Below are 26,207 nucleotides of genomic sequence, written 5' to 3'. Positions count from 1 at the left end.
TGGCTTTGGATCGCCAGAGACTTGCCACCATGAAACGTCGATACAACTGGCCTCTGCTGCCCCTCATCGGCCTGGTTGTGCTGCTGATATCGCTACACATCGCCTTGCTCTATCTGGTGCGCAACTACCTCAATTTTTTGCGCGTGACGATGTACCGGCCAGTGTCTTCTGCCGCACGGGGCGAATTCGATTGCTGTTGCAGGAAATCCCAACCCAGGCAGGCCAAGGCCAACGATCGCGGCACCGCTTCGCGACCACTGCTGTATCGGGTGATGCTGCGGGTACTGACCCCCAGCGCTTCAGCCGCCTGATTAAGCGGTAACCCGGTGCGAGCACGCCAGTCGATAAAGATTCGGGTGTTCTCATCGGCTGCATTTTGCGCCAAGGCATCCAGGTAGAGTGTGTCTGCACCAATCTGGATATCCAGTTCAGGCCATTCGACACTCCAGCCATCGTCGCCCAATGCAGCATGAGCAAAAGCGTCTCCCTGCAAAGGTTGCAGGCCTGGATAGGCCAGCAGGTCGCGGCTCAAATCGAGCAGCAGTTGCTGGCCATCGATAAACGTCAGCGCCAATCGGTAATCCGGCAATGCTTGCACTGCCGATAGCCGTGGGCGTTTCATGGGTAGCATCGTTTCCACTCCTCCAGTAATTGAGTCTGGTGGGCCCTGACCCACTCCAGAGCTTCCTTGACGATCAGCGGCGGCGCCTTGCCCACCATCACTTCGACAGTTTCCAGGCTCAACATGACGTCCAGCCCGCCACCCGTCAGATGAACATGGGGTGGTGGATAATCCTTTTCGCGCAACTGAATGCGATACGTATCGCGAAATCGGTATTTAGTAGACATGCCCGGCAAGCTATCGCCAAAATGGCGATAGCTCAATACTGGCCAGCAGCCGAGACTGAGTCAAGATGTGACGCCCCATTCAGAGACTGAATAAGCCGTCTGCGTTCACAGTCGAGCGGGCACCGCGTTATAGTCGGGGCTGACTCTTTTATTACGCCCCCGCCCTGCCTCGCTCAGGTCGGCGTTACCGTTCGAGGATTAGCAGATGAAGTTCGAAGGCACCCAGGCCTATGTAGCCACCGATGACCTGAAGCTTGCGGTCAACGCCGCCATCACCCTGGAGCGGCCGTTGCTGGTCAAGGGCGAACCGGGCACCGGCAAGACCATGCTCGCCGAGCAACTGGCCGAATCCTTTGGCGCCAAGCTGATCACCTGGCACATCAAATCCACCACCAAGGCTCACCAGGGCCTCTATGAGTACGACGCGGTCAGCCGCCTGCGCGATTCGCAGCTCGGTACGGAAAAGGTCCACGACGTTCGCAACTACCTGAAAAAGGGCAAGCTCTGGGAAGCCTTCGAATCCGAAGAACGGGTCATCCTGCTGATCGACGAAATCGACAAGGCCGACATCGAATTCCCCAACGACCTGCTGCAAGAACTCGACAAGATGGAGTTCTACGTTTACGAGATCGACGAGACCATCAAGGCGAAAAAGCGCCCGATCATCATCATTACCTCCAACAACGAGAAAGAGCTGCCGGACGCGTTCCTGCGCCGCTGCTTCTTCCACTACATCGCTTTCCCGGATCGCGTGACGATGCAGCGGATCGTCGACGTGCACTACCCGGACATCAAGAAAGACCTGGTCAGCGAAGCGCTGGACGTGTTCTTCGACGTGCGCAAAGTGCCGGGTCTGAAGAAGAAGCCTTCGACCTCCGAGCTGGTGGACTGGCTGAAGCTGCTGATGGCCGACAACATCGGCGAAGCGGTGCTGCGCGAGCGCGATCCGACCAAGGCCATCCCGCCGCTGGCCGGCGCTTTGGTGAAAAACGAACAGGACGTGCAATTGCTTGAGCGTCTGGCGTTCATGAGTCGTCGCGGCACTCGATAAGGGTCAACGCCATGTTGCTCAACCTGTTCAATGAAATGCGCGCAGCCAAGGTGCCGGTCTCGGTGCGTGAGCTGCTGGACCTGATCAACGCGCTCAAACAGCGCGTGACCTTCGCCGACATGGACGAATTCTATTACCTGTCCCGGGCGATCCTGGTGAAGGACGAACGGCATTTCGACAAGTTCGACCGCGCGTTCGGTGCCTACTTCAATGGCCTGGAAAAACTCGACGATCACCTGCAGGCGTTGATTCCCGAAGACTGGTTGCGCAAGGAGTTCGAACGCTCGCTGACCGATGAAGAGCGGGCGGCGATCCAGTCCCTCGGCGGCCTGGACAAGCTGATCGAAGAGTTCAAGAAACGCCTCGAGGAACAGAAGGAACGCCACGCCGGTGGCAACAAGTGGATCGGCACCGGTGGCACCAGCCCGTTCGGCTCCGGCGGCTTCAACCCGGAAGGCATTCGGGTCGGCGACGCCGGCAAGCGCCAGGGCAAGGCAGCCAAGGTCTGGGACCAGCGCGAATACAAGAACCTCGACGATTCGGTCGAGCTGGGCACCCGCAATATCAAGGTCGCCCTGCGCCGCCTGCGCAAGTTCGCCCGTCAGGGCGCGGCGGAAGAGCTGGATATTGATGGCACCATCGATCACACCGCCAAGGATGCCGGCTTGCTGAACATCCAGATGCGGCCGGAGCGGCGCAACACCGTCAAGCTGTTGCTGCTGTTCGACATCGGCGGCTCGATGGACGCTCACGTGAAGATTTGCGAAGAGTTGTTCTCGGCCTGCAAGACCGAATTCAAGCATCTGGAGTACTTCTACTTCCACAACTTCATTTATGAATCGGTGTGGAAGAACAACATGCGCCGCACCTCCGAGCGCACCTCGACCATGGACCTGCTGCACAAGTACGGCGCCGACTACAAGGTGATCTTCATCGGCGACGCCGCCATGGCACCCTACGAAATCACTCAGCCGGGCGGCAGCGTCGAGCACTGGAACGAAGAAGCCGGCTACGTGTGGATGCAGCGGTTCAAGGAAAAGTACAAGAAGCTCATCTGGATCAATCCGTATCCGAAAGATACCTGGGGCTATACCTCATCGACCAACATTGTGCGGGATTTGATTGAGGACCAGATGTATCCGTTGACACTTCGCGGGTTGGAAGAAGGGATGCGGTTTTTGTCCAAGTAGAAGTTCGTCGGCTGTGAAGGCCTCTTCGCGAGCAAGCCCGCTCCCACATTTGATCTGTGTCTTGCACAAAACCAATGTGGGAGCGGGCTTGCTCGCGAAGCTTTTAGCGGTTGCTGAAACGCTGCAAATACTCGACTTGCTCGCGATGAGCAACATCCTGCACCACCGGCCGTAACCTCACCGATGCACCCGGCAAACACTGCGCCAACCGCGCCAGCGCCAACGGCGTCAACGCCCCCAGACGCGGATACCCACCAATGGTCTGCCGATCATTGAGCAGCACAATCGGCTGCCCGTCAGGCGGCACCTGCACCGCGCCCAACGGAATGCCTTCGGAAATCATCGGTTTGCCCTGGTACTGCAACGCCGTGCCCAACAGACGAATCCCCATCCGGTCGGCACGGCTGTCGAGGTTCCACGTGCTATTGAACGCGTCGAACAGGCTTTGCCCGCTGAACTCGCCGATCTGCGCACCGAGCACCAGATCCAGCACCGGGTCACCGGTGAAATCCGGTACCCATTCGCTCGGCAACTCCCGCAGCATTACCAGCGAGTTCCCTGAGTAGCTCAATAAGGCGCCCTTACCCAGCGCATGGCCCATTCCATCCAGGCCGCCGAGTTCCTCACGGACCACCGTCGCGCTACTGCCCAATACTTTCGGTGCATCAAACCCACCCGGCGCCGCCAGATAGGCCCGGGCGCCGAGCAACGGCCGGGTGAATTGCAAACGCTGACCTTTGTGCAGCCTGAAACTGCGCCACGGCGCCAGCGCCTCACCGTCCACCTGCGCGCCAAGATCCGCTCCGGCCAAGGCCAGCACGCACTCTTCCTCGGCAACGACGGTGAACCCGCCGAGAGTGATTTCGATAACCGGCTTATCCAGTTCGTTGCCCAACAGCCAGTTGGCCCAGGACATCGAACGCCAATCGGCCGCTCCGCCCTGGGTCACGCCCAGATGGCGCACGCCGAATCGACCGGCATCCTGCAACAGGCACAGAGCCGTACTCGCTTCAATCGTCAGACGGCTCATGCCTGGACCTCCAGTGGCGTATCGTCACCGCCCAGGTTAATGAACTCGGCATAACCGACCGCTTCGAACCGTACGGTGTCACCTGGCTGCATCAGGCTGTAACCGTCACGGTTGCGATCGAACAATTTGGCCGGCGTACGGCCGATCAGGTTCCAGCCGCCTGGCGACACCACCGGATAAGCCGCCGTCTGCCGCTCGGCGATGCCGACACTGCCGGCGGCGACTTTCTTGCGTGGCGTGTTCAGACGCGGTGCGGCAAGCACCTCGTCCACCAGCCCCATGAAGGCGAAGCCCGGCGCAAAGCCCAGGGCAAACACCTGATATTCACGCTCGCTGTGACGACGGATCACCTCCTCGACCGCCAATCCGCTGCGCTGCGACAACAGGCTCAGCTCTGGACCGACACTCAAGTCGTACCACACCGGCAGCACATGACAGGTGCCGCGAGTACGCGCATTGGGCGACAGATCGATCAGCGCCTGGGCAATCAATTCCCGCGCCTGGGCGGGACTCAATGCGTTCAAGTCGTAATGCACCATCAAAGTGGTGTAGGACGGCACCAGATCGATCAAATGCTCAGCGAACGCCGTGCGCAGACTCTCACTGGCCGCCAGCATCCACGGCATGTTGGTTTCGGCAATTTCATCGAACAGGCGCACCATCAGGCAATCGAGCGCCACCACTTCCACCCGCAGCTTCATGACCCACTCTGCCGGTTCAAGGCTTCACGGATGCGTTGCACGGCAGCGACCGAACTGGCGTTGTCGCCGTGCACGCAGAGGGTGTTGGCCTGCAAATGCAGTGCGCTACCGTCGCTGGCGGTGAGCTGATCGCCACGGGCAATGGTCAGTGCCTGCTCGATGATTTTTTCCGGGTCGTGATGCACCGCTCCCGGCAGTTGTCGCGATACCAGCCTGCCGGCGCTGTCGTAAGCACGATCGGCAAAGGCCTCGAACCACAGCGTCACGCCGTACTCATCGCCCATTTGTTGGGCAGCGCTGTTGTCGCGGGTTGCCATCAACATCAACGGCAGGCTGCGGTCATAGGACGCCACCGCTTGCAAAACGGCGCGCAACTGCGCCGGGTTGGCCATCATGTCGTTGTACATCGCGCCATGGGGTTTGACGTAGCTGACCCGGCCGCCCTGGGCCCGGCAGATGCCGTCGAGGGCGCCGATCTGGTAATGCAGGATGTCTTGCAGTTCCTGGGTGGCATACGCCATGGAGCGGCGGCCGAAGCCCACCAGATCCTGATAGGCCGGATGCGCGCCAATTTGCACACCGTGGCTGAGGGCCAGGTTGACGGTCTTGCGCATGATGCTCGGGTCGCCGGCGTGAAAACCGCAGGCGACGTTGGCGCAATCGATGAAGGGCATGATTTCTGCGTCCAGACCCATGGTCCAGCTGCCGAAACTCTCGCCGATGTCGCAGTTCAATAGCAGGCGGCTCACGCTGAACACTCCTGTAGGCTTTGTTCTTTTTAGCTGCGGGACATATCTGTAAGACATGCCCGCAGGTTATCAGTTACTGGGCGTCGAGTTGCTTGCCACGGGTTTCCGGCAAACTCAGGGCCGCGAGTATCACCACACCGTAGGAAACTGCCGCAAAGGCACCAATGCCCACACTCAGCGGTACGGTCTGGCTGAGCAGACCGATCAGCAGCGGGAACAACGCCGCCAGCGCCCGGCCGATGTTGTAGCAGAAACCCTGGCCCGAACCGCGAATGCGCGTGGGGAACAACTCGGTCAGAAACGCGCCCATGCCACTGAAAATCCCCGAGGCGAAGAAGCCCAACGGAAAGCCCAGCCACAGCATCACGCCGTTGCTGACCGGCATTTGCGTGTACAGCAACACAATGGTGAATGAGCCCACGGCGAACAGGATGAAGTTCTTTTTACGTCCGAGGATGTCAGTCAAATAGGCACTGATGACGTAACCGACGTAGGAACCGATGATCACCATCGCCAGATATCCGCCGGTGCCGAGTACGCTCAAACCACGTTCGTTTTTCAGGAACGTCGGTAGCCAGGACGTGATCGCGTAGTAGCCGCCCAGCGCACCGGTGGTCAGCAACGAAGCGCGAATCGTGGTGAAGAGCATGCCGGGGGCGAAGATCTCGTAGAACTTCGAAGGATTGCTCGGCGCCTCCTTGGCTTTGGCTTCACGATAGATTTCCGGGTCCTTGACCAGGCGGCGGACAAAAATCACGAAAATTGCCGGCACGATGCCGAGGATGAACAACGCACGCCAGGCGTCTTCCGGTGGCATGACCGAGAACAGCAGCGCGTACAGAATCGCGGTCAGCCCCCAACCCAACGCCCAACCCGATTGCACCATGCCCACAGCCTTGCCACGGTCCTGGGCACGAATGACTTCACCGATCAGCACGGCGCCGGCCGTCCACTCGCCGCCAAAACCGAAGCCCATCAGGGTCCGCGCAATCAGCAGTTGCTCGTAGCTCTGGGCAAAGCCGCAGAGGAAGGTGAAGAAGGCAAACCACAGCACCGTCAGTTGCAAGGTGCGCACACGGCCGATGCGATCGGAAAGAATTCCCGCCACCCAGCCACCGATGGCCGAAGCGATCAACGTGCTGGTGTGAATCAGCCCGGCCTGGCCGGTGGTGATACCCCACATGGCAATCAGGGTCGGCACCACGAAGCTGAGCATCTGGGTGTCCATGCCATCCAGGCCATAGCCGATCTTGCAGCTCCAGAAGGTGCGGCGCTCCTGCTGATTGATGTTGCGATACCAGTCGAAAGGTCCCGGGCGAGCCGTGACCTTCGCAATGACGGGGGTGTCGGGCGCACTCATGGCAATTCTCCGCGCTGATTTTATTGGTATTGTTCTGAGCCCCGACGACGCCTATCGTGGGAACCGGATGCGTCGATTCTTGGACCCGCACCCCTGCTGAGTCCAACTAATAAAACCCCGCCTTAGGCATAAGAAATCTTTATCCCATGAACCTGAAGTTTCTCGAGACCTTTGTCTGGGTCGCCCGACTCAAGAGTTTCCGCCTGACCGCAGACAAGCTCTTCACCACTCAGGCCTCGATTTCCAGCCGTATTGCAGTGCTTGAAGGCGAGCTCGGAGTGAAGCTGTTCCTGCGTGATTCACGCGGTGTGAGCCTGACGCCCGAAGGCTTGAAAGTGCTCGATTACGCCGAGCAGATGATGGACACCATGCAGGCGCTCAAGCAGTCGATCGAGACCCGTTCGAGCAAGGCCGGACGGGTGCGCATCGGCGTGATGGACACGGTGATCCATACCTGGCTCAGCCCGTTGGTGGCGCAGATGACCGATCACTACCCGCTGGTGGAAATCGAGCTGGTGGCCGATACCTCGCTCAACCTCTGCGATCAGCTGCAAAAAGGCTTCCTCGATGTGATCCTGCAAACCGACCTGCTGCGGCAGGAAAGCGTGCGCAGCCTGGAACTGGCCAGCCACCCAATTGGCTGGATCGTCGCCAGCAACTCGATCTACAACCGCAATTACACGAACGTCGCCGAACTGGCGCGTGAGCGAATCATTACCTACTCGAAAAACTCCCATCCTCATCAGGACGTGCTCAGCCTGATGCAGGCCAATGGCGTGCTCGCGCCACGGCTCAACTGCGTGAACTCGGTGTCGGCGATTACCCGATTGCTGCGTGACGGCTTCGGTATTGGTGCATTACCGCCAGTGCTGGTCAGCGAAGAATTGGCCCGCGGCGAATTGACCTTGCTGGCAATCGACCAACGCCCGCCCAACCTGCAAGTAGTGGTGTCATGGCGGGTCGGCGCAGAGTGGGTCGAAGAGATCGTGACCTTGTGTCAGAACGTGGTGGAGCACTATGCGCAGAAGGTGGGCGAGCACTACATGGTCTTGAGCAAACCCCAGGCCAGACTCTGAAGAGGAGTTCTCTACATCACAAGTAGGAAACAGTATCATTTGCATTATTATTTGGAAAATGTATTCTCTGCGCGCTTTCAGCTAAACCATTGTCCAGAAGGAGTCGGACTTGATGCGCGCTTACACGCAAAAACAGCAGCAATTGCTCTCGCACTGGAGCGAAGCCCTCGGCACTCAGGCCTTCCAGTCCCACCGCATCACCCTCGATCATTTGAGCAATGCCCTGGAGCCCGCCGCCCAGCGCTGCTTCCAACGCCTGATCCAGGCGCTGTTTCGCGAAGGTCTGATCAACCCCGACGCCTGCGAATACGACGACAACAGCCGTTGCTGGCTGCCGCTTGGCGACGGTGCGCACCTTTGCTTCGATCACCTGTCGGGCGGAAGGATGAACAGCTGGGATGTGCGCGGCAGCATCGTCCTGCACACCCCCGACAACCTGCCCCACAAGATCCAGTTGCCCAGCGAACTGCTCGCTCACCTCGGCACTCAGCTCAACCCGCCCGCCTCCCCGCAAGTCCTGGAACGCCTGGCCTGCGAGCTGGACGATAGCTACAGCAACGACACCCTGTGCCTGGCGTTCCACCATGGATGGACCGAGCGCCTGAGAGAGCAGATCGACACCAGACACGACAACAATCTGCTCGCCTGGCTCAAAGCCAGCCCCGACCACCAGAACCCGACGTCACTGCTCGAACAGTGGGGCACGCTCGGCCATCCCTGGCATCCGAACTACAAGACCAAACTGGGCCTGAGCGCCGCGCAGGTCATCGCTTTCTCGCCGGAATTCGAAGCGAGCTTTCCGATTGTGCTGTGCGCCCTGCACCGTCAGTACACTCACGTCGAGTCACTGTCCGGTACCGCCGATTACTGGGACTGGTGGCAGGGCCACTTCCCGCAGGCCGCTGAACAATTGCAGCGCCATTTGCAGCAACGGGGCCTGGAGGCAGCGGACTACCTCCCGCTGCCGTCGCACCCATGGCAAGCCAATGAAGAACTGCCCAATTCGTTCGCCGGCGAGATCGCCGACAACCTGCTGATCATCACCGACATCGTTGCCTTCACCGGCCACCCGACCATGTCCTTCCGCACGGTCGTACCCGAGGCCAGCCGCGTTGCGCCGATGGTCAAACTGCCGGTGGCCCTGCGACTGACCAGCGTGCAGCGCACCGTGTCGCCGCGCTCGGCCCGAATGGGACCGCGCATCAGCCAACTGATACTGCAGATTCTCGATCATGAACCGCAGATTCAGCGCCTGCTGAACATCGTGCCGGAGCGCATCGGCGTGCATTACGCGCCACAACCGGCCAATGACGAACGGTCCCGGCATGCCGCTGTGCTGTACCGCGACAACCCGCTGACCCTGCTGCAGGAAGGCGAACTGGCCGTGCCGGTCGGCAGCCTGTTCGCCGTCAACGAATTCGAACAACCGTTGCTGCGTGACTGGGTGCAACTGGCTCAGGGCCGTGACGACAGCGAGGCCATGCTGGCGTTCTTCGATGATTACCTGTCGATTGCCGTCCCGAGCCTGCTGGGCATCTACCTGATGTATGGCGTGGCGTTCGAAGCGCACCAGCAAAACAGCTTCATGGTGATGGGCGCTGACGGGCAGTTGAATCGGTTGTTGCTGCGTGACTTTGGCGACATTCGCATTGATCGCAAAACCCTGCACGCCAAGGGTCTGGATATCCAGTTGCACGACCCGAAAATGACCCTGTACGACGACGCCGGATTTGTCCGCGACAAACTCCTGCACACCACGTTCATGTGCCACCTCGGCGAGTTGACGTTGCTCTGCGCCCGCCACTGGAATGTGCCGGAAAATATCCTTTGGGAGCGCTTGGCTACGCACGTTGAGCAGTGCTTCGAAAGCGTACGCGAGCACGTCGAACCGGCGCGCTGGGAAAGCGAGCGTCAGGCGCTGCTGGAACAGGATTGGCCGGCCAAATCGTTCATGCGCATGCGCTTGCACGACAGCCACGCCGACATCGTCGGACGCTTGAGCAATCCGCTGCGAACCAACGCCGATGCTCGCTGATGGTCGTGCGTTGCGACTGCTGATCGTCATCCAGTTTGTCTCCATGGGTGCGATGGAAATGAGCGGTCCGTTCTGGCCCTTGCAGATCCAGCATCTGCTTGGGCCAGAGGGCGCCGGCTACACCGCGCTGCTGTCGGCGCTGGTCTATGCCGGCCCGATGCTGGCGGCCATGCTGCTGACGCCCGCATGGGGGCGGCTGGGTGATCGCACCGGGCACAAGCCGATGATCGTTCGGGCGTTGCTGGCTCTTGCGCTGTGCCAGGGGCTGGCGGCCATTACCCTCGACCCGTGGCTGCTGGTGGGCATTCGCGTGATGCAAGGCGCATTGGCCGGGTTTCTCGCCGCCGCGCAAGCCTATGCCCTGGCCTGCTGCGACAGCTCCCGGCGCGGTCACACCCTGGCCCGTCTGCAATCGGCAACCGCCGTCGGCTCGTTGATCGGCCCGGTACTGGGCGGCTGGCTGATGGACATCTCGGGGTTTGCCCTGCTCTGTTATGGCGCGACGGCGATTTGCCTGCTGTGCGCACTGGGGAGCTTTTTCCTGCCGGCCGACAAGGCGCGAGCCTCGACGAAGAAACCGGTTGCGCCGGTGGCCCTGCCTAAAGGCTGGCTCGGTGGAATCCTGTTGGTGATCGTGTTGATTCAAGCCGCGAAGATGATGCCGCAACCCTTCTACGCGCTGTATGTCGCCGACATTCTGCACGCGCCGGGCTGGCTGATCGGCGCTACTTACGCCGCGAGCGCCGCGACACTGGCCATTTGCGCACCGCTGTGGGGGCGTCTGTTCGACCGCTGGCAGCCGGCTTACACCTTGCGCGTCATTGAAGGCGTTGCCTGGCTCTGCGCCCTGACGCTAGCGGCCACGGCACTGGCCAACGAATGGCTGGGCTTTCTCGTCAGCCGTCTGGTCTGGGGCATCTGGCAAGGCGCGTTGCTCCCCGTCGCCTATGCACTGATCGCCAACACCGTGTCTTCGAGCCAACAGGGTTTTGCCCTCGGCCTGGGCAACAGCGCGGCCAAGGCTGGCGCCCTGCTCGGTGCCGTCCTCGGCGGGATCGGCATGGGGCTGGTCGGGCTGGCCCACAGTTTTTGGCTGGTGGCGTTGACCTACGCACTGGCCGCCATCGGGATCCGCTGGGTGCGTTCATTCACCTCCACACCTGCCCCCGCAGTTTTATCTACCCACACTTATCACGACTAAAAAAAAGACCCTCTCATGACCCGAACCAAACTTTCTTTGCTGATTCCGCTGCTCGGCTCCGTCAGCGCCCAGACCTGGGCCGAGGACACCGAACAGCAACCCGGCACGTTGACCATGCAAGCCACCGTCGTTTCCGCGACTCGCAGCGAAGCGACCATTGCCTCGATTCCAGGCTCGGTCCAGGTGATCGACGAACAACAGATCCGCCAACAGAGTGGCGCCGGGCGTCGGGTCTCCGACATTCTGGGGCAACTGGTTCCCGGCCTGGCGCCATCCAGCGGCGGGATGAGTAACTTCGGCCAGACCCTGCGCGGGCGCAACATGCTGGTGTTGATCGACGGCGTGTCGCAGAACGCCACCCGTGACAACTTCCGCCAGCTCAACAGCATCGCACCGGCCAGCATCGAACGCATCGAGGTGGTTTCCGGCGCCAGCAGCATTTATGGTGCCGGTGCTTCGGGCGGCATCATCAACATCATCACCAAGCGCAACCAGGGTCAGGACCTTGCCTACAGCAGCAAACTGGGCCTGACCAGCGGCAACAACCTCAACAGCAAGGGTTTCGCCTACGAGGCCTTTCAGAGTGCGACCGGGCGCAAGGATGCCCTGGACTGGTACGTGTCCGCCGACCTGACCCAGCGCAACGATCAGTTCGACGGCAACGGCAATCGCATCCCTCAGGACACCTCCCAGGGCAGCAACATGGACACCGAAACCTATGACTTGCAAGGTCGTTTCGGTTACGAACTGGATGCCGATAAGAAACTCAGCCTGTCGTTGCAGGACTACAAGGACCAGCAGGACACTGGCTACACAAAAGACCCGAAAAACCTGCAACAGGCCGTGGCGGTCAAAGGACTGAAACTCGACGACCAGCCCTACACGCATAATCAGGCGGCCAACCTCAACTACACCGACAACGACTTCTACGGCCAGGGCCTGCAGCTGGAAAGTTACTGGCGCCGGGCCGACGCCCTGTTCTTCCCGGACCTGTCACGGGGCAAGGCCGGGATCTCTGACAACAACAGCGTGCAGGATGTTTACGGCCTGCGTGCAGCCATCGACACGCCGTTGCCGGCCATCGGCAGCGCCACAGGCAACTTGGTCTGGGGCGCCGACTATGATCACGAACGCTCCCGCCAGCGCGGAGACCAATACACCCTCAAAGGGCTGACCTACACCAAGACTGGCACCACTTACGAGATGGGCCCGGATATCGAAACCACCACCAAGGCGCTGTTCGGGCAGATGTCCTGGGACATCGGTGACTGGACCTTGCGTGGCGGTGTGCGCCGCGAATGGATCGAAAGCGAGGTCTCCGACAGCATCGCTTACGGTCAGATCGTCCAGACCGGCGTACGCGCCATCCTGCCCGGTGACACCCTCAAATACGACGCCACGCTCTATAACCTGGGCGCGGTCTATCACCTGAGTGAAAACCAGGACGTCTTCGCCAATTACAGCCAGGGGTTTTCGCTGCCGGACATCCAGCGCTTCCTGCGTGACGTGAACAGCACCTTCGACATCCAGAGCCTCAACGCCCAGGCCATCAAGGTCGACAGCTACGAGCTGGGCTGGCGCGGTAACTGGGACCAGTGGCAGGCCGACGTCACCGTCTATGAAAATACCTCGGACGTGACCCAGTTCTACGATGCCAATGACCGTGTCTTGCGTCTGATCAACCAGAAGGAACGGGTTCGCGGCATCGAAAACAGCCTGACCTACCTCGCGACCGATCACTGGTCGGTGGGTGGCACCTATGCCTGGGCCAAAGGCGAGACCCGGCAGAACGGCAAATGGATCGATCTGCCGGCGACACGTATTTCACCGGCCAAAACCACGCTGTTCGTCGGCTACACCGAAGAAGACTACAACCTGCGCCTGCAAGGCATGCACCTGTCCAGCTACGACGCTGCCGCCAAGGACAACAACGGACGCGACATCGAAGGCTATACGCTGGTGGACCTGCTCGGCTCCGTGTACCTGCCAGTCGGTCGCCTGGAAGGCGGGGTGTACAACCTGACCAACCGCACGTACGTCAACCTGTTCGCCCAGGCCAACGCCAGAGTGCCATTCCCCAATGCCGAAGGCCGTACCTTGAGCATGACCTATTCGATTGATTGGTAACCAGGCAAGGAGCCGGCTTGCCGGCTCCTTGACGTTCGACGGTGTTACAAACCGCGTAAATCCCGCTCTTCGATCGGCCGGCTCTGGCGCAGACGCTTGCCACCCAGCACCACCCAGTCGATCAGACGGAACAGGCACTCGATCCCCAACGACAGCAGCAACGCGCCACTCATGCCCCAGACCATCGCTTCGGGTGTCAACAGGATCTGGTAGCTGTAGCCATTCCAGGTTTCCTTGCGGATGTCCGGATCGGCAGCCAGCACCACTTGCAGGAAGCGGATGTACCACGGCCCCTGCATCGCCTGGAATTGCTTGTCCAGCGCCAGTTGACGGGTCAGCAGGTTGCTCAGGCTGTCGGCGTCGCTGCGGAAGATCGGGTCCTCGCTGGCGCGGTAATGGGCCACCAGGGCCTGCACGTCACCCTTGAAGAACTGATTGGCGGTGTTCTGAAAGCCGCTCAACCCGGCTTGCGCCTCGATCAGATGGGCTTCGACACGCTTGGCGTAATCGTTGATGAAGCCCGGCACCTGGACACCGATCAACAGGCCCGCCGCAAACAACACCAGCCGTAGATAACTGAGCAACATGGAAAGCGGATCCTTATTCGGTCTTGCCCTGACTGACGCATTCGCCGCGTCGCCACAGGCTCCATTGACCCGGTTCGTAGCGGGTCCAGGTTTCGTTTTCGGTCAGGGGTTCGGTGGCGATGACGGTGACCACATCGTTGGGTGTGGTTTCGGCCTGAAAGTCGACGATCACGTCGACATCTTTCAAGCGCGCCGGGCCAAATGGTGCGCGACGGGTGATTTGCGCCAGTTTGGTCGAGCAATAGCAGAACAGCCAGTCGCCATCGCTGAGCAGGCAGTTGAATACACCTTTGCTGCGGTACTCAGCACAAGCGGCCACCAGATCCGGCAGCAACGCTTCGATCTCGACCGGCTCGGGGAACGCCGCACGCACACGGTTGAGCAAATCGCAGAACGCCGCCTCGCTGTCGGTATCACCCACAGGGCGATAGAAACTGGCCGCTGGCTGAAAATCCGCCAACTGCCCGTTGTGGGCGAAACACCAGTTACGCCCCCACAGCTCTCGGACGAACGGATGCGTGTTGGACAGGCAGACCTTGCCAACGTTGGCCTGGCGGATGTGCCCGATCACCACTTCGCTCTTGATCGGATAGCGCTGCACCAGGTTCGCGACTTCCGACTCGCAGCTTGCCGCCGGATCCTGGAACAGCCGCAATCCACGGCCTTCGTAGAAGGCAATGCCCCAGCCATCGCGGTGTGGGCCGGTGCGTCCGCCGCGCTGCATCAGCCCGGTGAAGCTGAACACGATATCGGTCGGGACATTGGCGCTCATGCCCAATAACTCACACATGCTCGGACTCTCGCTCAATCGCAGGGGCAAGGTTACAGACGGGGTTCGACTCGCATCCGCTGAGGATTGCTCGGCACGGGGGGACGGCCATAACGATCATCGCCGGCACCGCCGAACGGTTGATCATCCTCAGGCTCCTCGGCGCGGACGGCGGCTTTGGCGACGGCCTCACGCTCCTTGCGGGCGTTGGAGGCGCGCTCGATGGGGAAACGTATCGCCACCAGCACCAGATAGAGGCCGAACGCGATCATGCTGTACATGAGCAGATCGGAAATCGCCCGCCAGGCGTTGTTGCCGACCTTGAACAGCAGGTCGAGCGCGGTAATGGCGACGGCCGGTGCGACTTTATCCTTGACCGGGTCGATGATGGTCGGGCTGAACAGCAGCACGGCCATCGCCAGCCGCAGTGGCTCACGTAGCCAACGCCACATCCAGCGGGTCAAGCGCATCCACACCAACAGGCAGCCCAAAGCGGCGAAGGCGTAGAGGCCCCAAGCGATCAGATAGTCGTTCTCGGTCATGGTGTCCATGGCAAGGCAGGCAAAGAGGCGCTTATGATAACGGCTTTTCGCCCATCAGGCTGCATCAATGCCTGACTGTTGAGCGCTATCCATGTGGGAGCGGGCTTGCTCGCGAATGCGGCTTATCATTCAACAATGATATTGACTGACCCAACGCCTTCGCGAGCAAGCCCGCTCCCACAGGTTGCCAGGCCCCTATTCCGTACACTGCTCGAGAACCCTTCATGCCCCTATCCGCCAACACTTGCGACGCTCCGATTGCCCACAAGGCTGAAGGCTCCGACCCGTATGCCTGGCTGCAAGAGCGCGACACCGATGCAGTGCTCGACTACCTGAAAGCCGAAAACAACTATCAGCAAGCGCAAACAGCCGACCAGGCCGGATTGCGCGAAACCCTGTTCGAAGAGATCAAGGGGCGGATTCTCGAGACCGATTTGTCCCTGCCCTCGCCGTGGGGACCGTATCTGTATTACACCCGCACCCTGGCGGGTGACGAATACGCCCGGCACTACCGCTGCCCGCGTCCGGCCGATGACAGCCTGACCCTCGACGAAAGCCGCGAACAACTGCTGCTGGACCCGAACGAACTGGCCAACGGCGGTTTCTTTTCGCTCGGAGCATTCAGCATCAGCCCGGATCACCAGCGCCTGGCCTACAGCATCGACTCCAGCGGCGACGAGATTTACACGCTGTTCGTGAAGGAGTTGTCCGACGGCCGCGTCAGCGAGCTGGAATTCCAGGACTGTGACGGCAGCATGACCTGGGCCAACGACAGCCTGACGCTGTTCTTTGGCGAACTGGACGATACCCATCGTCCGCACAAGCTGTACCGCTATCGCCTGGACGGCACGGCAGCCGAAGAAGTGTTCCATGAGCCGGACGGTCGCTTCTTCATGCATTGCTATCGTTCAAGTTCCGAACAGCAACTGCTGCTGTCCGTGGGCAGCAAGACCACCAGCGAAGTCTGGGTCCTCGATGCTTCCCAGCCCCAGCAGGCGTTCACCTGCCTGGCGCCACGGGTTGAGGATCATGAGTACGACGTCGACCACGGCGTACTCGACGGTCAACCGACATGGTTCATTCGCAGCAACCGTGACGGCATCAATTTCGCCTTGTACACAGCCGTCGATACCGGCGCCGTGCCGACCGAAGCCGACTGGCAGAACCTGATCCCCCACAGCGACACGGTGATGATCGACGGCATCAGCCTGAACACCGGGGCCATGACCCTCAGCCTGCGGGTCGGCGGCTTGCCGGTCATTGAAGTTCACCCGCAAGGCCTGGCGCCCTATCGTGTGCAACTGCCGGATGCAGCCTACAGCCTGCACGTGCAAAACAGCCTGGAATTCGATAGCGCGAAGATCCGCCTGCGTTACGAGGCATTGAACCGTCCTGCGCAAATCCGTCAGCTTGAACTGGCGACCGGCGAGCAGAAAGTGCTCAAGCAAACCCCGGTGCTCGGTCCGTTCGACGCCGATGCCTACGTCAGCCAGCGCCTGTGGGCGACCGCACCGGACGGTACGCAAGTGCCTGTCAGCCTGGTGATCAAACGCGATGACCTCGGCAAACCCGTGCCGTTGTACCTCTACGGCTATGGCGCCTATGGCGAAAGCCTCGACCCGTGGTTTTCCCATGCGCGCCTGAGCTTGCTGGACCGCGGCATGGCGTTTGCCATTGCCCACGTGCGTGGCGGCGGCGAACTGGGGGAAGCCTGGTATCGCGCCGGCAAGCAGGAGCACAAGCACAACACCTTCAGCGACTTCATCGCCTGCGCCGAACACTTGATTACCCAGGGTTATACCAGCCCTTCGCAACTGGCGATCAGCGGTGGCAGTGCCGGTGGCTTGCTGATCGGCGCGGTGCTCAATCAACGGCCGGAACTGTTTGGCGCCGCCATCGCCGAAGTGCCGTTCGTCGACGTACTCAACACCATGCTCGACCCTGACCTGCCGTTGACCGTGACGGAATACGACGAGTGGGGCAACCCTGAGGAGCCGGATGTCTATGATCGGATCAAGGCCTACGCCCCCTACGAAAACGTCACCGCGCAAGCTTATCCGGCGACCCTGGTGATCGCCGGTTACAACGACAGCCGCGTGCAGTATTGGGAAGCAGCCAAGTGGGTGGCGAAATTGCGCGCGACCAAGACCGACAGCAACCCCCTGCTACTCAAGACTGAACTGGGAGCCGGGCATGGCGGGATGAGCGGTCGATATCAGGGATTGCGTGACGTAGCTCTCGAATATGCATTTTTGTTCAAGGTTTTGGGTATTGCCTGAGGAACCTGGCGCGGTGTGCCAGTCTTAATTGCGCACACCGACAGGCGATACAACCTGTACCCCTTGCGGGAGCGAGCTTGCTCGCGATGGCGTCAGCACAATCAACATTAGCGTTGCCTGTGAAGCCGCAATCGCGAACAAGCTCGCTCCCACAGGGGATTTGCGGTGAATTCAAATTCGAGTCAGCAACATTCACAAAAAAGACCGTGACGACATGTCTGAATCAACCTTTCTGAACAACGAAATTCGCGACTGGCTGATGGATTGCGGCCTATTCAATCAACTGCTGCCGGCAGACTTCGCCGCGGCTTCGGGCTACTTCAGTATCAGCACTATTGCCCAGGGCGAGGAGATCTTCCAGGAGGGCGATGCTGGCAGTTTCATGTGCATCATCCATGCCGGTCAGGTGGCCGTGCAGAAAACCACCGCTGACGGGCAACGAGTCACCATCGCCACCTTGCGCAGTGGCCGCTCGTTCGGCGAAATGGCCGTGCTCGATGGTGAACGGCGCTCGGCCAGTTGCGTGGCCGCAAGCAACTGCCAGTTGCTCAACCTGGGCAAGGACTCGCTGGAAAAGATGCTCAACGACGCACCGAAAATCGCCGCCAAGATCATCCGCGCCCTCGCCGTTTCCCTCTCCAAACGCCTGCGCATGGCCGACGGCCAACTGCTTTCGCAGCAGGTCTAGCCGCCCGGTGACTTGGGTTTCGGCGGATTGAACTCCAGCCCCGGCACGGGCTGGTCCTTGATCGGCGGGCTCGGCCTTTCAATCGGCACCAACGGCGGACCGCTACTGCCGGGGCCGACTTTAGGCAAAGGCACCGGGCTGATTTGCGGGTACGGCGTGGGCGTCGCGGTGCCGGGCGAACCGGGCATCGGTGCGGGGCTGACGGGAATCGATTGCAGCTGTTGGGCCTGCACTGCAGTTATCGAGAGCGCGGCCAGGGCAATGACCGTTAGAATGGTGCGCTTCATCAATGGCTCCGTTGGCCTTGTCGTCATAAACAGGCTACTCCCAACTGCGTCTGTTTGCCCTCCCGTGTTCTGCCAATTTTCCTCAAGTGAGCCCCATGAAACGTTTCGTTCTGCTGGACACCACCCCCATTCCTGAAAACGGCGGTGCCCTGTGCCTGTTCGAATACGGCGAGGATTTCGTCATCAAGATCCAGGGTGGCGATGGCGGACAATTGATGAACACGCGCATGCACGGCTCCGAAGATGCCCTGGCCGAAATTCCGTGTCGCAAAGTCGCCGGTCGGCCGAATTCGCGGGTACTCATCGGCGGCCTGGGCATGGGGTTCACCCTCGCTTCGGCACTCAAGCACCTGGGCAAGACCGCCGAAGTGGTGGTCGCCGAACTGGTCCCCGGTGTCGTTGAGTGGAACCGTGGACCGCTGGGCGAGAAGGCTGGCAATCCGCTGCTCGACCCGCGGACCGTGATTCGCATGGAAGACGTGGCCAAAGTCCTGCAGGCCGAACCCCAGGGCTTCGATGCCATCATGCTCGACGTCGACAACGGTCCCGAAGGCCTGACCCAGAAAGCCAACAGCTGGCTGTACTCCGCCGCCGGACTGAACGCCTGCGCCAGGGCCATGCGCCCCAAAGGTATACTGGCCGTCTGGTCGGCCAGCGCTGACCGGCAATTTTCCGACAAACTGAAGAAAGCCGGCTTCAAGGCCGAGGAAGTGCAGGTCTTCGCCCATGGCAACAAGGGCACCCGCCACACCATCTGGATTGCCGAGAAGCTCAAGGGCTGAGCTAAACTTTGCTTGATACCGTCATTAGTCATTCTACAAAGGTGAACCCATGAGTTCGTCCACCCCGACCAACACTTCGAAGCTGGATCGCATCCTCGCCGACAACCAGCGCGACAAGGAAATGGGCTACCGCGACAAGGCCCTGAAGATGTATCCGCACGTCTGTGGCCGCTGCGCCCGTGAATTCTCCGGCAAACGCCTGAGCGAACTGACCGTGCACCACCGCGACCACAACCACGACAACAACCCACAGGACGGCTCGAACTGGGAGCTGTTGTGCCTGTACTGCCACGATAACGAACACTCGCGTTATACCGACCAGCAGTATTTCGACGAAGGCTCGCTGAGCACGCCGAAAATCGCCAAGGCCACGCACAATCCGTTTGCGGCGTTGGCGGGGTTGATGAAGAAGGAAGACTGAAGATTTTCAGCGCCTGAACTGGCCCCATCGCGAGCAGGCTCGCTCCTACATTGATCCGCGTCCACCCCGGTCAACTGTGGGAGCGAGCCTGCTCGCGATAGCAATCGTTCAAACACCACCAATCTCAAACCAAACACCCCTGCCCCAATCCCCGTATAATCGCGCTTTTTTCCCGAAAGGCACCCCGCTCGTGGCAGACAAACGGTACAGCTGCATTGGTTTGTATAACCCCAAATCACCGGAGAACGTCGGTTCGGTGATGCGCGCCGCTGGCTGTTATGGCGTGGCGTCGGTGTTCTACACCGGCAAGCGCTATGAGCGCGCCGCCGATTTCGTCACCGATACCAAGCGCGTGCACTACGACATCCCGCTGATCGGCATCGACGACCTGAAGAAAATCCTGCCGCTCAATTGTGTGCCCGTCGCCGTGGAACTGGTTGAAGGTGCCCGACCGCTGCCGGAATACACCCACCCGGATCGCGCGCTCTACATCTTCGGCCCGGAAGACGGATCCCTGGATAAGGAGATTCGCGACTGGTGCGAAGACGTGGTCTACATTCCGACCACCGGTTGCATGAACCTGGCCGCCACGGTCAACGTCGTGCTCTACGACCGCATGTCCAAGGGGCTCAATACCCGCTCCGGGCCAAAATTTCGCTGAATCGCCGCACATCCGATTGAACGAGCTGCCCGCCCCGGCGGTCAGCTTGGCTATCGATCACTGAAGCCAGGAGACAGACCATGAGCGAACTCAAACGCGTCAAGCGTATCGATTCCACCCCGTTCCAGAGCCCTTCCGAGCAGAACGTGCAGGGTTGGGAACGCATCGGCTCCGTGGCCGGCGGCGTGGTGATGGTGGGCAAGGGCCTGCGTCGGGGCGGGATCTTTGGCCTGATCCAGGTGGCCATCGGCGGCGTGGCCCTGGCGCGCGGTATTACCGGCCACAGCTCGGCGAAAAGCCTGCTGGAGAAAAGCCGTCAGGACATGAACAGCGTGCGGGCGAAAATCCAGCGGGCGGGGGAAGAACTGAAAACGCTGAAGGCCAATGCCGAGGCGGCAACCAAAACCGCGACGGTTACGGGCAATGATTCGTTGAAGTCGCCGAAAGCCGGGGTTTGAATCGGGATTTGCGCTGAAGCCACCGGCCTCTTCGCGAGCAAGCCCGCTCCCACATTTGATTTGTGCCGTACACAAAACCAATGTGGGAGCGGGCTTGCTCGCGAATGGCGGTGTTACTGAAGCAACTCGGTACTGAGCACTTTTGAAGAACCACCGATCACGCTTTCACTGAGCTGAACAAACGCCTGGGTGTCGATATCCCCCAGCCGCATCGCCCCGCGCAACACGTCGTCCAGCGAACGCTTGTTATGGGTTTTCAGGCGAATCTCGCGGTCCAGCTCCTGCAGCAACACCACCGCCCTGGCCACCTGCGCCGGGCCGATCTGCTCACCGCGCAACGTGGTGACTTTCTGGCTGTTCCTGACCAGTTTGCCGTGCAGGTTCTCGTAACGTTCATCGCTCATGCCGCCGGCCCGGCGCACCAGTTCGATGGCGTAATACTCGGCAAAGCCTTCGCCGATCCAGTCACTGCGCTGCGTACCGTTGATCCGCCCGAACACCTGGGCCAACTCACGGACCAGGGCACTAGAGCCGCTTTCGCTGACCAACGGCAGGTGACTGTTGAGGTAGATCGACTCGTGCGCCGACCGACTGCCGCGCCACATTGGATCATTGGCCCCGACGATCAGCAGTTTGCCAGGGTGTCGCGGATACAGCGCCTGCACTTGCGGCCAGACGAAGGTCAGCAGCGTCAGCACATCCATCCGGCGCATACCCTGCCCTAGTGGCGAGGCGACGGTGACTTCGGTCTCGCCCAGACGAGTGCGGCGGCTGCCGAGCTGGCCGGCGAGCATCCAGCCTGTGGGCCGGTCGAACAGTCGGGAAGGGTTATCGATACGGAATTTGTTCTGGCCAATCCGTGGCCAGGCGGTTTCAACGCTTTTCCAGCCACCGGGCAGCTCGAATACAAGACGAGAAACCAGTTCGATGCCGTCCTGTTGATCGAGCTTGGCGGCGGGCACCAGATCGTCACCGCGCATCAACGCCCAGTTTGGCGTCATGCGCGTGTCGAAACTGCCGTTCTTGCGCCCATGGCTGATATTCACGCGGTAGGTCAGGCTGGCCTTGTCAGCAGCCGGACGCCAGACACCGCGCACCGCGTTGCCGGGGGTCAGTTGCCATTGGCCGTCGGCCTTGAAATCGCTGTAGTGGCTGCCGTCGCCGAGGTCGAAATCCAGGCTGCGTACCGCTGAACCCTGAGCCAGCGTCAGGCGCACTTCAGCCTGATCGCTCTGCGGCAACAGGCGCACGTGATAGTCCAGATCGACCTTGTTCGCGGCCCACACGGGCGAGTTCACGGCCAGTAATCCAACGACCCACGCCTGCCGCCATCCCACAGCCATACACACTCCTTCGTGAAACGTTTAACCGTTGGCAATCAGCCTGCGCGGAAAATCAGGTGATCTTCCCAATCCTCTTCCGGCACGCTGCCTTCGGCGAGCATGCGCCCGGACTGTGAGATCCTCTCGTGATGCACGGCATCGCGATCGCCGCACACCAGGTGATGCCACAACGGCAGATCCTTGCCTTCGCTGACCAGGCGATAGCCGCAGGTCGGCGGGAGCCATTTGAATTCGTCGGCCTTGCCCGGCGTAAGCTGGATGCAGTCCGGCACTGTGTCACGACGGTTAGGATAGTCCGTGCACTGGCAGGTTTTCAGGTCCAGCAATTTGCAGGCGATGCGCGTGTAATAGACGCTGTTGTCGTCTTCGTCCTCAAGCTTTTGCAGGCAGCACAATCCACAGCCGTCGCACAGCGACTCCCATTCCTCCTGATCGAGTTGATCGAGGGTTTTGCGTATCCAGAACGGTTCTACTTTGGCGGCCATGGTTCGAGCATCGACATCAGGTGATGAAAAGGCCGCCAGTCTAGTGCCCGAAGCCCTGCGGGCCAAGCATTGGCGACTGTCGGTAGAACGGGCTTGTCAGTTTTTGCGCTGCCAAGTAGCTTTGCCAATCGCAAGGAGCCCTACCCGCGTGCCATTAACGCTCAACCGCGTTGCACTACGGTGAACTGCCACGGCTCTAGAGAAGCCTCACGGCCCGGCTCAACTGCGCCCACAGGTTTCGGACGACCCTCACTTTCAAACGTAGCAAGGAATCTCTTGATGAGTGCCAACCCACGCGTTGCCGATTACGCCATTCACCCTCAATTCACCGATCGCTGGTCGCCCCGCGCCTTCACTGGCGAAACGATTCCAGAGGAAACCCTGCTGAGCTTCTTCGAAGCCGCACGCTGGGCACCCTCGGCCTACAACTCGCAGCCTTGGCGCTTTCTCTACGCACGTCGCGATACGCCGAATTGGGAGCGTTACCTGGGCCTGCTGAACGAATTCAACCGCAGTTGGGCGCAACACGCTTCGGCCCTGGTGATCGTGATTTCCAAAACCACCTTCGCCGTGCCTGGCGCCACCGAAGAAACCCCGGCCCTGTGGCACACCTTCGACACCGGCTCCGCCTGGGGCCACCTGGCCTTGCAAGCGAGCCTGAGCGGCTGGCACACCCACGGCATGGCCGGCTTCGACCAGGAACTGACCCGCAAGGAGCTGAACATTCCTGAAGGCTACGCCCTGCACGCCGCGGTAGCGGTGGGCAAGCTGGGAGACAAGGCGAGCCTGGCGGATTACCTGCAAGCCCGTGAAGAACCAAGCCCGCGTCGTCCGTTGAGCGAGTTGGCGGCTGAAGGCGACTTCACCCTCTAAGCCATACTGAAAATCCCTGTGGGAGCGAGCTTGCTCGCGATAGCGGCCAGTCAGTCAACATTGATGTTGAAACTAATGGCCTCATCGCGAGCAAGCTCGCTCCCACAGTTTTTGCTCCAGACAGAATCAGCGGTGAATCAATACCCGCGATCGAAATCCACTTCTCCGCGCAACGCCTCTCCCGCCTGATACGCCCGCAGGTTCTCGACAAACAGCTTCACCATCATCGACGGCGAAGTCGGTGCCGAGCTGTGGCCGGTCAGCAGCAGGCCCCAGGCCGTCCAGAATGGATGACGCTGGGGCAATGGCTCCTGACGGCACACGTCGATCACTGCGCCCGCCAGATGCCCTTCCTTCAAGGCGTCTACCAGATCCGCATCGACCACTGCCACACCGCGCCCGGCGTTGATGAACAACCCGGTCGGCTTGAATTGCTTGAACAGCGCCGCGTCGTAGATATCGTGGGTGTCCGGCGTGTTCGGCAGCAGATTGACCACGTAATCGACTTCACCGACCAGCCGCGGCAAATCCGCCAGTGAACCGACTTCGATAAACGGCGCCTGCTCCCGCGCGTTGCTGGCAATGCCATACAACTCGACGCCGAACGGTACGAGGAACTGCGCGACACTTTGACCGATATCGCCTGTACCGACGATCAACACCTTGCGCCCCGCCAGGCTCTGGCCATGGCGACTGTCCCACTTGCGCTCGACCTGGCTGACCAGTCGCGCCAGCACTTCACGTTCGTGACCGAGCATATACGTGAGCACGTACTCAGCCATGACCTGTCCGAAGATGCCGACGGCACGCGTCAGCCGATAGTGCCGCGGCAAGCCGTCGGCCAGCAGCGGCGTAATGCCGGCCCAGGTCGATTGCAGCCATTGCGGTTGATGCCCCTGGCGTAACAGGGTCGCCAGCAAATCAGGCTGGCCGAGCCACACCGGACAATCGGCGGCCTGGCTGGCCAGTTCGGCGGAATCACCGCTGGTCAGCACCTCCAGATCCGGTGCCGCCTCGCGCAACAGTTGGGCGTACACGGGGTGGTCGTGTTCAGCAATCAGAACGCGCATGCTTCAAACCTTTCAAAAACGGTGCAGACGGCCACCGACAGAGCGGTGCTCCGTCGATGCTGCCATCGCTAAAATCAATCAGTGTTTCATAACCACTCTGAACAGAGCCTGTCTGTCGCTCACACCGGATCGTTGCGACGCAACAATTCTTCCGGCAAGTGCTCGATGTACTCGTCTTCGGCAGGCGGCATTTGCAGGTGATAACCCTGTTTTTCGAGGTTTTCCAGTACGACCGTGATGTCCTCGCGCGACAGTTTGCGCTCAGGGCTCAGCACCAGGTCGAACGCGTGGATGGCCTTGCCGAAGGCTGCCATCAGGGGCTCCGGCACGCGCTCCAGAGCATCGCTCTTGAGCACATACAGGTACATTTCGTTTTTCTTCGAGCTGCGGTAGATGGAACAAATACGTTTCAAGGCTGTTCTCCGGCGGTGGCCAGGCTGTCGAGCAGCGCCTGGCCCATCAATTCGCGGCGCCAGCCACGCAATGAATCAGGCAATTGGTAGGGACCATTGGGGAAGCCGCTCTTGAGCAGCGCTTCCAGGGTTTTCTTGCGCAGCATCAGTTCCGGCGCAATGTTCAGGCGTTCGGCCTCGGTCTGACCGATGGCCCGCAGTTGCTTGAGCAATACGGCGGCATCCACCGGTAGCGGCTCCGGCACGGCGGGCGGCCATTGATCAGGCGACACACTGCCAGAGCGCTTGATCAGATCAAGCAGAAACTCGCCATCCTGACGCACGGTACGCGGGTGCATGTCTTCGATTTTCGCCAGGGCACCGAGGTTGTCCGGTTGCGTACGCGCCAGCGGCCACAGCGAATGTTCGCGGATGATCCGGTTGCGCGGCAGGTCACGGGCCCGGGCTTCCTGTTCGCGCCAGGCGCAGAGCTCACGCAAAACGGCGAGTTGGGCGCGAGACAGCTTCCAGGCCAGCTTGGCATCGCGATAGACCTCGTACGGATCGATCTCGCGGCGCAGGTTGGCCACCAGTTCGGCGCCGTCTTCCAGGACCCAGGCGTACTTCTCGTCAGACAGCTTTGGACGCAGCTTTACGAACACTTCAGCCAGGTGCACGGCATCTTCGGCGGCATAGCTGATCTGGGTTTCGGAAAGCGGACGTTGCAACCAGTCGGAACGGGTTTCACCCTTGGGCAGGTCAATCCCGAGTACTTCCTGCACCAGCCGCGAATAGCCCATGGAAAAACCGAGGTTCAGGTAAGCGGCAGCCAATTGCGTATCGAACAGTGGCGACGGCAGGCTGCCGGTCAGGCGTAGCAGGACTTCGAGGTCTTCGCTGCACGCGTGGACAACTTTGACCACCGCCGGGTTTTCCAGCAACGCGGCCAATGGTTGCCAGTTGTCGATGGTCAGCGGGTCGATCAGATAGGCGCGAACGCCATCACCGATCTGTAGCAGGCCGGCGATGGGGTAGAAGGTATCGACCCGCATGAATTCGGTGTCGAGGGCAACGAATGGCAATTGCTGCCACTCGGCACACAAGCGTCCGAGGCTATCGTTGTCGCGAATCCAGTGAATATCGATGGCCACACGGCTCTCCCTTGAAGAATGGCGCGCAGTATATATCGCCCCCGGCGATT

Annotated in this window: 28 protein-coding genes; 13 read left to right on the top strand and 15 right to left on the bottom strand. The window is 60.6% G+C overall.

The genetic code is table 11. The annotated features are described in order from the left end of the window. Positions 1-124: 124 nt before the first annotated feature. Both ACEN8Z_RS09745 and ACEN8Z_RS09740 read right to left on the bottom strand, forming a co-directional pair. Positions 125-631: a DUF2442 domain-containing protein gene (locus ACEN8Z_RS09745; RefSeq protein ID WP_007993811.1), complete on the bottom strand. Its 507-nt coding sequence runs from the start codon at positions 629-631 to the stop codon at positions 125-127. Then, entirely contained in the window at positions 619-849 is a 231-nt protein-coding gene (locus ACEN8Z_RS09740; protein ID WP_495597489.1) for a DUF4160 domain-containing protein, read from the bottom strand. The genes ACEN8Z_RS09745 and ACEN8Z_RS09740 overlap by 13 nt, the downstream gene beginning before the upstream one ends. Before the next feature lie 205 nt (positions 850-1,054). Between ACEN8Z_RS09740 and ACEN8Z_RS09735 the strand changes: the two genes are divergently transcribed. Continuing rightward, positions 1,055-1,900, top strand: coding sequence for an AAA family ATPase (locus tag ACEN8Z_RS09735; protein ID WP_007984829.1), 846 nt, complete (start codon positions 1,055-1,057; stop codon positions 1,898-1,900). An 11-nt stretch (positions 1,901-1,911) separates the two neighbouring features. Continuing rightward, entirely contained in the window at positions 1,912-3,090 is a 1,179-nt protein-coding gene (locus tag ACEN8Z_RS09730; RefSeq protein WP_007984827.1) for a vWA domain-containing protein, read from the top strand. Positions 3,091-3,193: 103 nt separating this feature from the next. On the opposite strand, the gene ACEN8Z_RS09725 is transcribed toward ACEN8Z_RS09730, so the two are convergent. From ACEN8Z_RS09725 to ACEN8Z_RS09710, 4 genes are all read right to left on the bottom strand, one after another. Then, positions 3,194-4,120: a 5-oxoprolinase subunit C family protein gene (locus ACEN8Z_RS09725; protein WP_495597488.1), complete on the bottom strand. Its 927-nt coding sequence runs from the start codon at positions 4,118-4,120 to the stop codon at positions 3,194-3,196. Further along, positions 4,117-4,821 carry a 5-oxoprolinase subunit PxpB gene (gene pxpB, locus ACEN8Z_RS09720; protein ID WP_495597487.1) on the bottom strand — a complete coding sequence of 235 codons (705 nt, stop codon included), beginning with the start codon at positions 4,819-4,821 and terminating at the stop codon, positions 4,117-4,119. Before pxpB ends, ACEN8Z_RS09725 begins: the two co-directional genes overlap by 4 nt. Continuing rightward, complete coding sequence (locus ACEN8Z_RS09715; RefSeq protein ID WP_495597486.1) at positions 4,818-5,570, bottom strand: 5-oxoprolinase subunit PxpA; 753 nt, start codon at positions 5,568-5,570, stop codon at positions 4,818-4,820. The genes pxpB and ACEN8Z_RS09715 overlap by 4 nt, the downstream gene beginning before the upstream one ends. A 73-nt stretch (positions 5,571-5,643) precedes the next feature. Next, positions 5,644-6,930, bottom strand: coding sequence for an MFS transporter (locus ACEN8Z_RS09710; protein WP_495597485.1), 1,287 nt, complete (start codon positions 6,928-6,930; stop codon positions 5,644-5,646). 146 nt (positions 6,931-7,076) lie between these two features. Between ACEN8Z_RS09710 and ACEN8Z_RS09705 the strand changes: the two genes are divergently transcribed. From ACEN8Z_RS09705 to ACEN8Z_RS09690, 4 genes are all read left to right on the top strand, one after another. Continuing rightward, positions 7,077-8,006 (top strand): LysR family transcriptional regulator, encoded by a 930-nt coding sequence (locus ACEN8Z_RS09705; protein WP_007993803.1) that lies wholly within the window; start codon positions 7,077-7,079, stop codon positions 8,004-8,006. 112 nt (positions 8,007-8,118) lie between these two features. Next, on the top strand, positions 8,119-10,041 hold the full coding sequence (locus tag ACEN8Z_RS09700; protein WP_495597484.1) for an IucA/IucC family protein: 1,923 nt from the start codon (positions 8,119-8,121) through the stop codon (positions 10,039-10,041). Next, positions 10,031-11,242 carry an MFS transporter gene (locus tag ACEN8Z_RS09695; protein WP_007993799.1) on the top strand — a complete coding sequence of 404 codons (1,212 nt, stop codon included), beginning with the start codon at positions 10,031-10,033 and terminating at the stop codon, positions 11,240-11,242. Before ACEN8Z_RS09700 ends, ACEN8Z_RS09695 begins: the two co-directional genes overlap by 11 nt. Before the next feature lie 15 nt (positions 11,243-11,257). Next, positions 11,258-13,369, top strand: a complete 2,112-nt coding sequence (locus ACEN8Z_RS09690; RefSeq protein WP_495597483.1) for a TonB-dependent receptor — start codon at positions 11,258-11,260, stop codon at positions 13,367-13,369. 44 nt (positions 13,370-13,413) lie between these two features. Here ACEN8Z_RS09690 and ACEN8Z_RS09685 read toward each other — a convergent pair whose 3' ends face one another. From ACEN8Z_RS09685 to ACEN8Z_RS09675, 3 genes are read right to left on the bottom strand one after another with little or no spacing between them, the layout of a single operon-like run. Beyond that, the gene (locus ACEN8Z_RS09685) at positions 13,414-13,956 is read right to left on the bottom strand and encodes a DUF2937 family protein (RefSeq protein WP_495597482.1); all 543 of its coding nucleotides are present in this window, start codon (positions 13,954-13,956) and stop codon (positions 13,414-13,416) included. Between the two features lie 13 nt (positions 13,957-13,969). Beyond that, complete coding sequence (locus tag ACEN8Z_RS09680; protein ID WP_007984810.1) at positions 13,970-14,746, bottom strand: class II glutamine amidotransferase; 777 nt, start codon at positions 14,744-14,746, stop codon at positions 13,970-13,972. Positions 14,747-14,778: 32 nt separating this feature from the next. After that, complete coding sequence (locus ACEN8Z_RS09675; RefSeq protein WP_495597481.1) at positions 14,779-15,276, bottom strand: MFS transporter; 498 nt, start codon at positions 15,274-15,276, stop codon at positions 14,779-14,781. Positions 15,277-15,491: 215 nt separating this feature from the next. Here ACEN8Z_RS09675 and ACEN8Z_RS09670 point away from each other — a divergent pair, with 215 nt between their 5' ends. Beyond that, positions 15,492-17,546 carry a S9 family peptidase gene (locus ACEN8Z_RS09670; protein WP_495597480.1) on the top strand — a complete coding sequence of 685 codons (2,055 nt, stop codon included), beginning with the start codon at positions 15,492-15,494 and terminating at the stop codon, positions 17,544-17,546. 214 nt (positions 17,547-17,760) lie between these two features. Beyond that, a complete protein-coding gene (locus tag ACEN8Z_RS09665) occupies positions 17,761-18,234 on the top strand; it encodes a cyclic nucleotide-binding domain-containing protein (protein ID WP_495597479.1) in 474 nt (157 codons plus the stop codon). Here the strand turns inward: ACEN8Z_RS09665 and ACEN8Z_RS09660 are convergent. Continuing rightward, a complete protein-coding gene (locus tag ACEN8Z_RS09660) occupies positions 18,231-18,521 on the bottom strand; it encodes a hypothetical protein (protein WP_495597478.1) in 291 nt (96 codons plus the stop codon). The two genes, ACEN8Z_RS09665 and ACEN8Z_RS09660, sit on opposite strands and share 4 nt — an antisense overlap. A 95-nt stretch (positions 18,522-18,616) precedes the next feature. On the opposite strand from ACEN8Z_RS09660, the gene ACEN8Z_RS09655 reads away from it, so the two are divergent. The 4 genes from ACEN8Z_RS09655 to ACEN8Z_RS09640 all read left to right on the top strand — a co-directional run bounded on the left by ACEN8Z_RS09655 (position 18,617) and on the right by ACEN8Z_RS09640 (position 20,843). Beyond that, on the top strand, positions 18,617-19,303 hold the full coding sequence (locus ACEN8Z_RS09655; RefSeq protein WP_007993785.1) for a spermidine synthase: 687 nt from the start codon (positions 18,617-18,619) through the stop codon (positions 19,301-19,303). A 49-nt stretch (positions 19,304-19,352) separates the two neighbouring features. Beyond that, positions 19,353-19,724: a YajD family HNH nuclease gene (locus ACEN8Z_RS09650; protein WP_007898702.1), complete on the top strand. Its 372-nt coding sequence runs from the start codon at positions 19,353-19,355 to the stop codon at positions 19,722-19,724. A gap of 190 nt (positions 19,725-19,914) precedes the next feature. Next, positions 19,915-20,385, top strand: a complete 471-nt coding sequence (locus tag ACEN8Z_RS09645; protein ID WP_007993783.1) for an RNA methyltransferase — start codon at positions 19,915-19,917, stop codon at positions 20,383-20,385. 80 nt (positions 20,386-20,465) lie between these two features. Beyond that, positions 20,466-20,843, top strand: coding sequence for a YgaP family membrane protein (locus ACEN8Z_RS09640; RefSeq protein WP_495597477.1), 378 nt, complete (start codon positions 20,466-20,468; stop codon positions 20,841-20,843). Positions 20,844-20,956: 113 nt separating this feature from the next. On the opposite strand, the gene ACEN8Z_RS09635 is transcribed toward ACEN8Z_RS09640, so the two are convergent. Beyond that, positions 20,957-22,186, bottom strand: coding sequence for a hypothetical protein (locus ACEN8Z_RS09635; RefSeq protein ID WP_495597476.1), 1,230 nt, complete (start codon positions 22,184-22,186; stop codon positions 20,957-20,959). A 35-nt stretch (positions 22,187-22,221) separates the two neighbouring features. Next, entirely contained in the window at positions 22,222-22,671 is a 450-nt protein-coding gene (locus ACEN8Z_RS09630) for a YcgN family cysteine cluster protein (RefSeq protein WP_495597475.1), read from the bottom strand. 279 nt (positions 22,672-22,950) lie between these two features. On the opposite strand from ACEN8Z_RS09630, the gene ACEN8Z_RS09625 reads away from it, so the two are divergent. Beyond that, entirely contained in the window at positions 22,951-23,544 is a 594-nt protein-coding gene (locus ACEN8Z_RS09625) for a nitroreductase family protein (protein WP_007984791.1), read from the top strand. A 137-nt stretch (positions 23,545-23,681) separates the two neighbouring features. Here the strand turns inward: ACEN8Z_RS09625 and ACEN8Z_RS09620 are convergent, their stop codons facing one another. The 3 genes from ACEN8Z_RS09620 to rnd form a co-directional block, all read right to left on the bottom strand. Beyond that, positions 23,682-24,614 (bottom strand): D-2-hydroxyacid dehydrogenase, encoded by a 933-nt coding sequence (locus tag ACEN8Z_RS09620; protein ID WP_495597474.1) that lies wholly within the window; start codon positions 24,612-24,614, stop codon positions 23,682-23,684. Positions 24,615-24,733: 119 nt separating this feature from the next. After that, the gene (locus ACEN8Z_RS09615) at positions 24,734-25,027 is read right to left on the bottom strand and encodes a YcgL domain-containing protein (RefSeq protein ID WP_108227756.1); all 294 of its coding nucleotides are present in this window, start codon (positions 25,025-25,027) and stop codon (positions 24,734-24,736) included. Further along, on the bottom strand, positions 25,024-26,157 hold the full coding sequence (gene rnd, locus ACEN8Z_RS09610) for a ribonuclease D (RefSeq protein ID WP_495597473.1): 1,134 nt from the start codon (positions 26,155-26,157) through the stop codon (positions 25,024-25,026). The genes ACEN8Z_RS09615 and rnd overlap by 4 nt, the downstream gene beginning before the upstream one ends. Positions 26,158-26,207 lie beyond the last annotated feature (50 nt).

The sequence above is a fragment of the Pseudomonas sp. Pseusp10 genome (assembly GCF_059492225.1).
The sequence above is the reverse complement of the archived record's forward strand: the minus strand, read 5'-3'. Positions and strand labels throughout refer to the sequence as shown.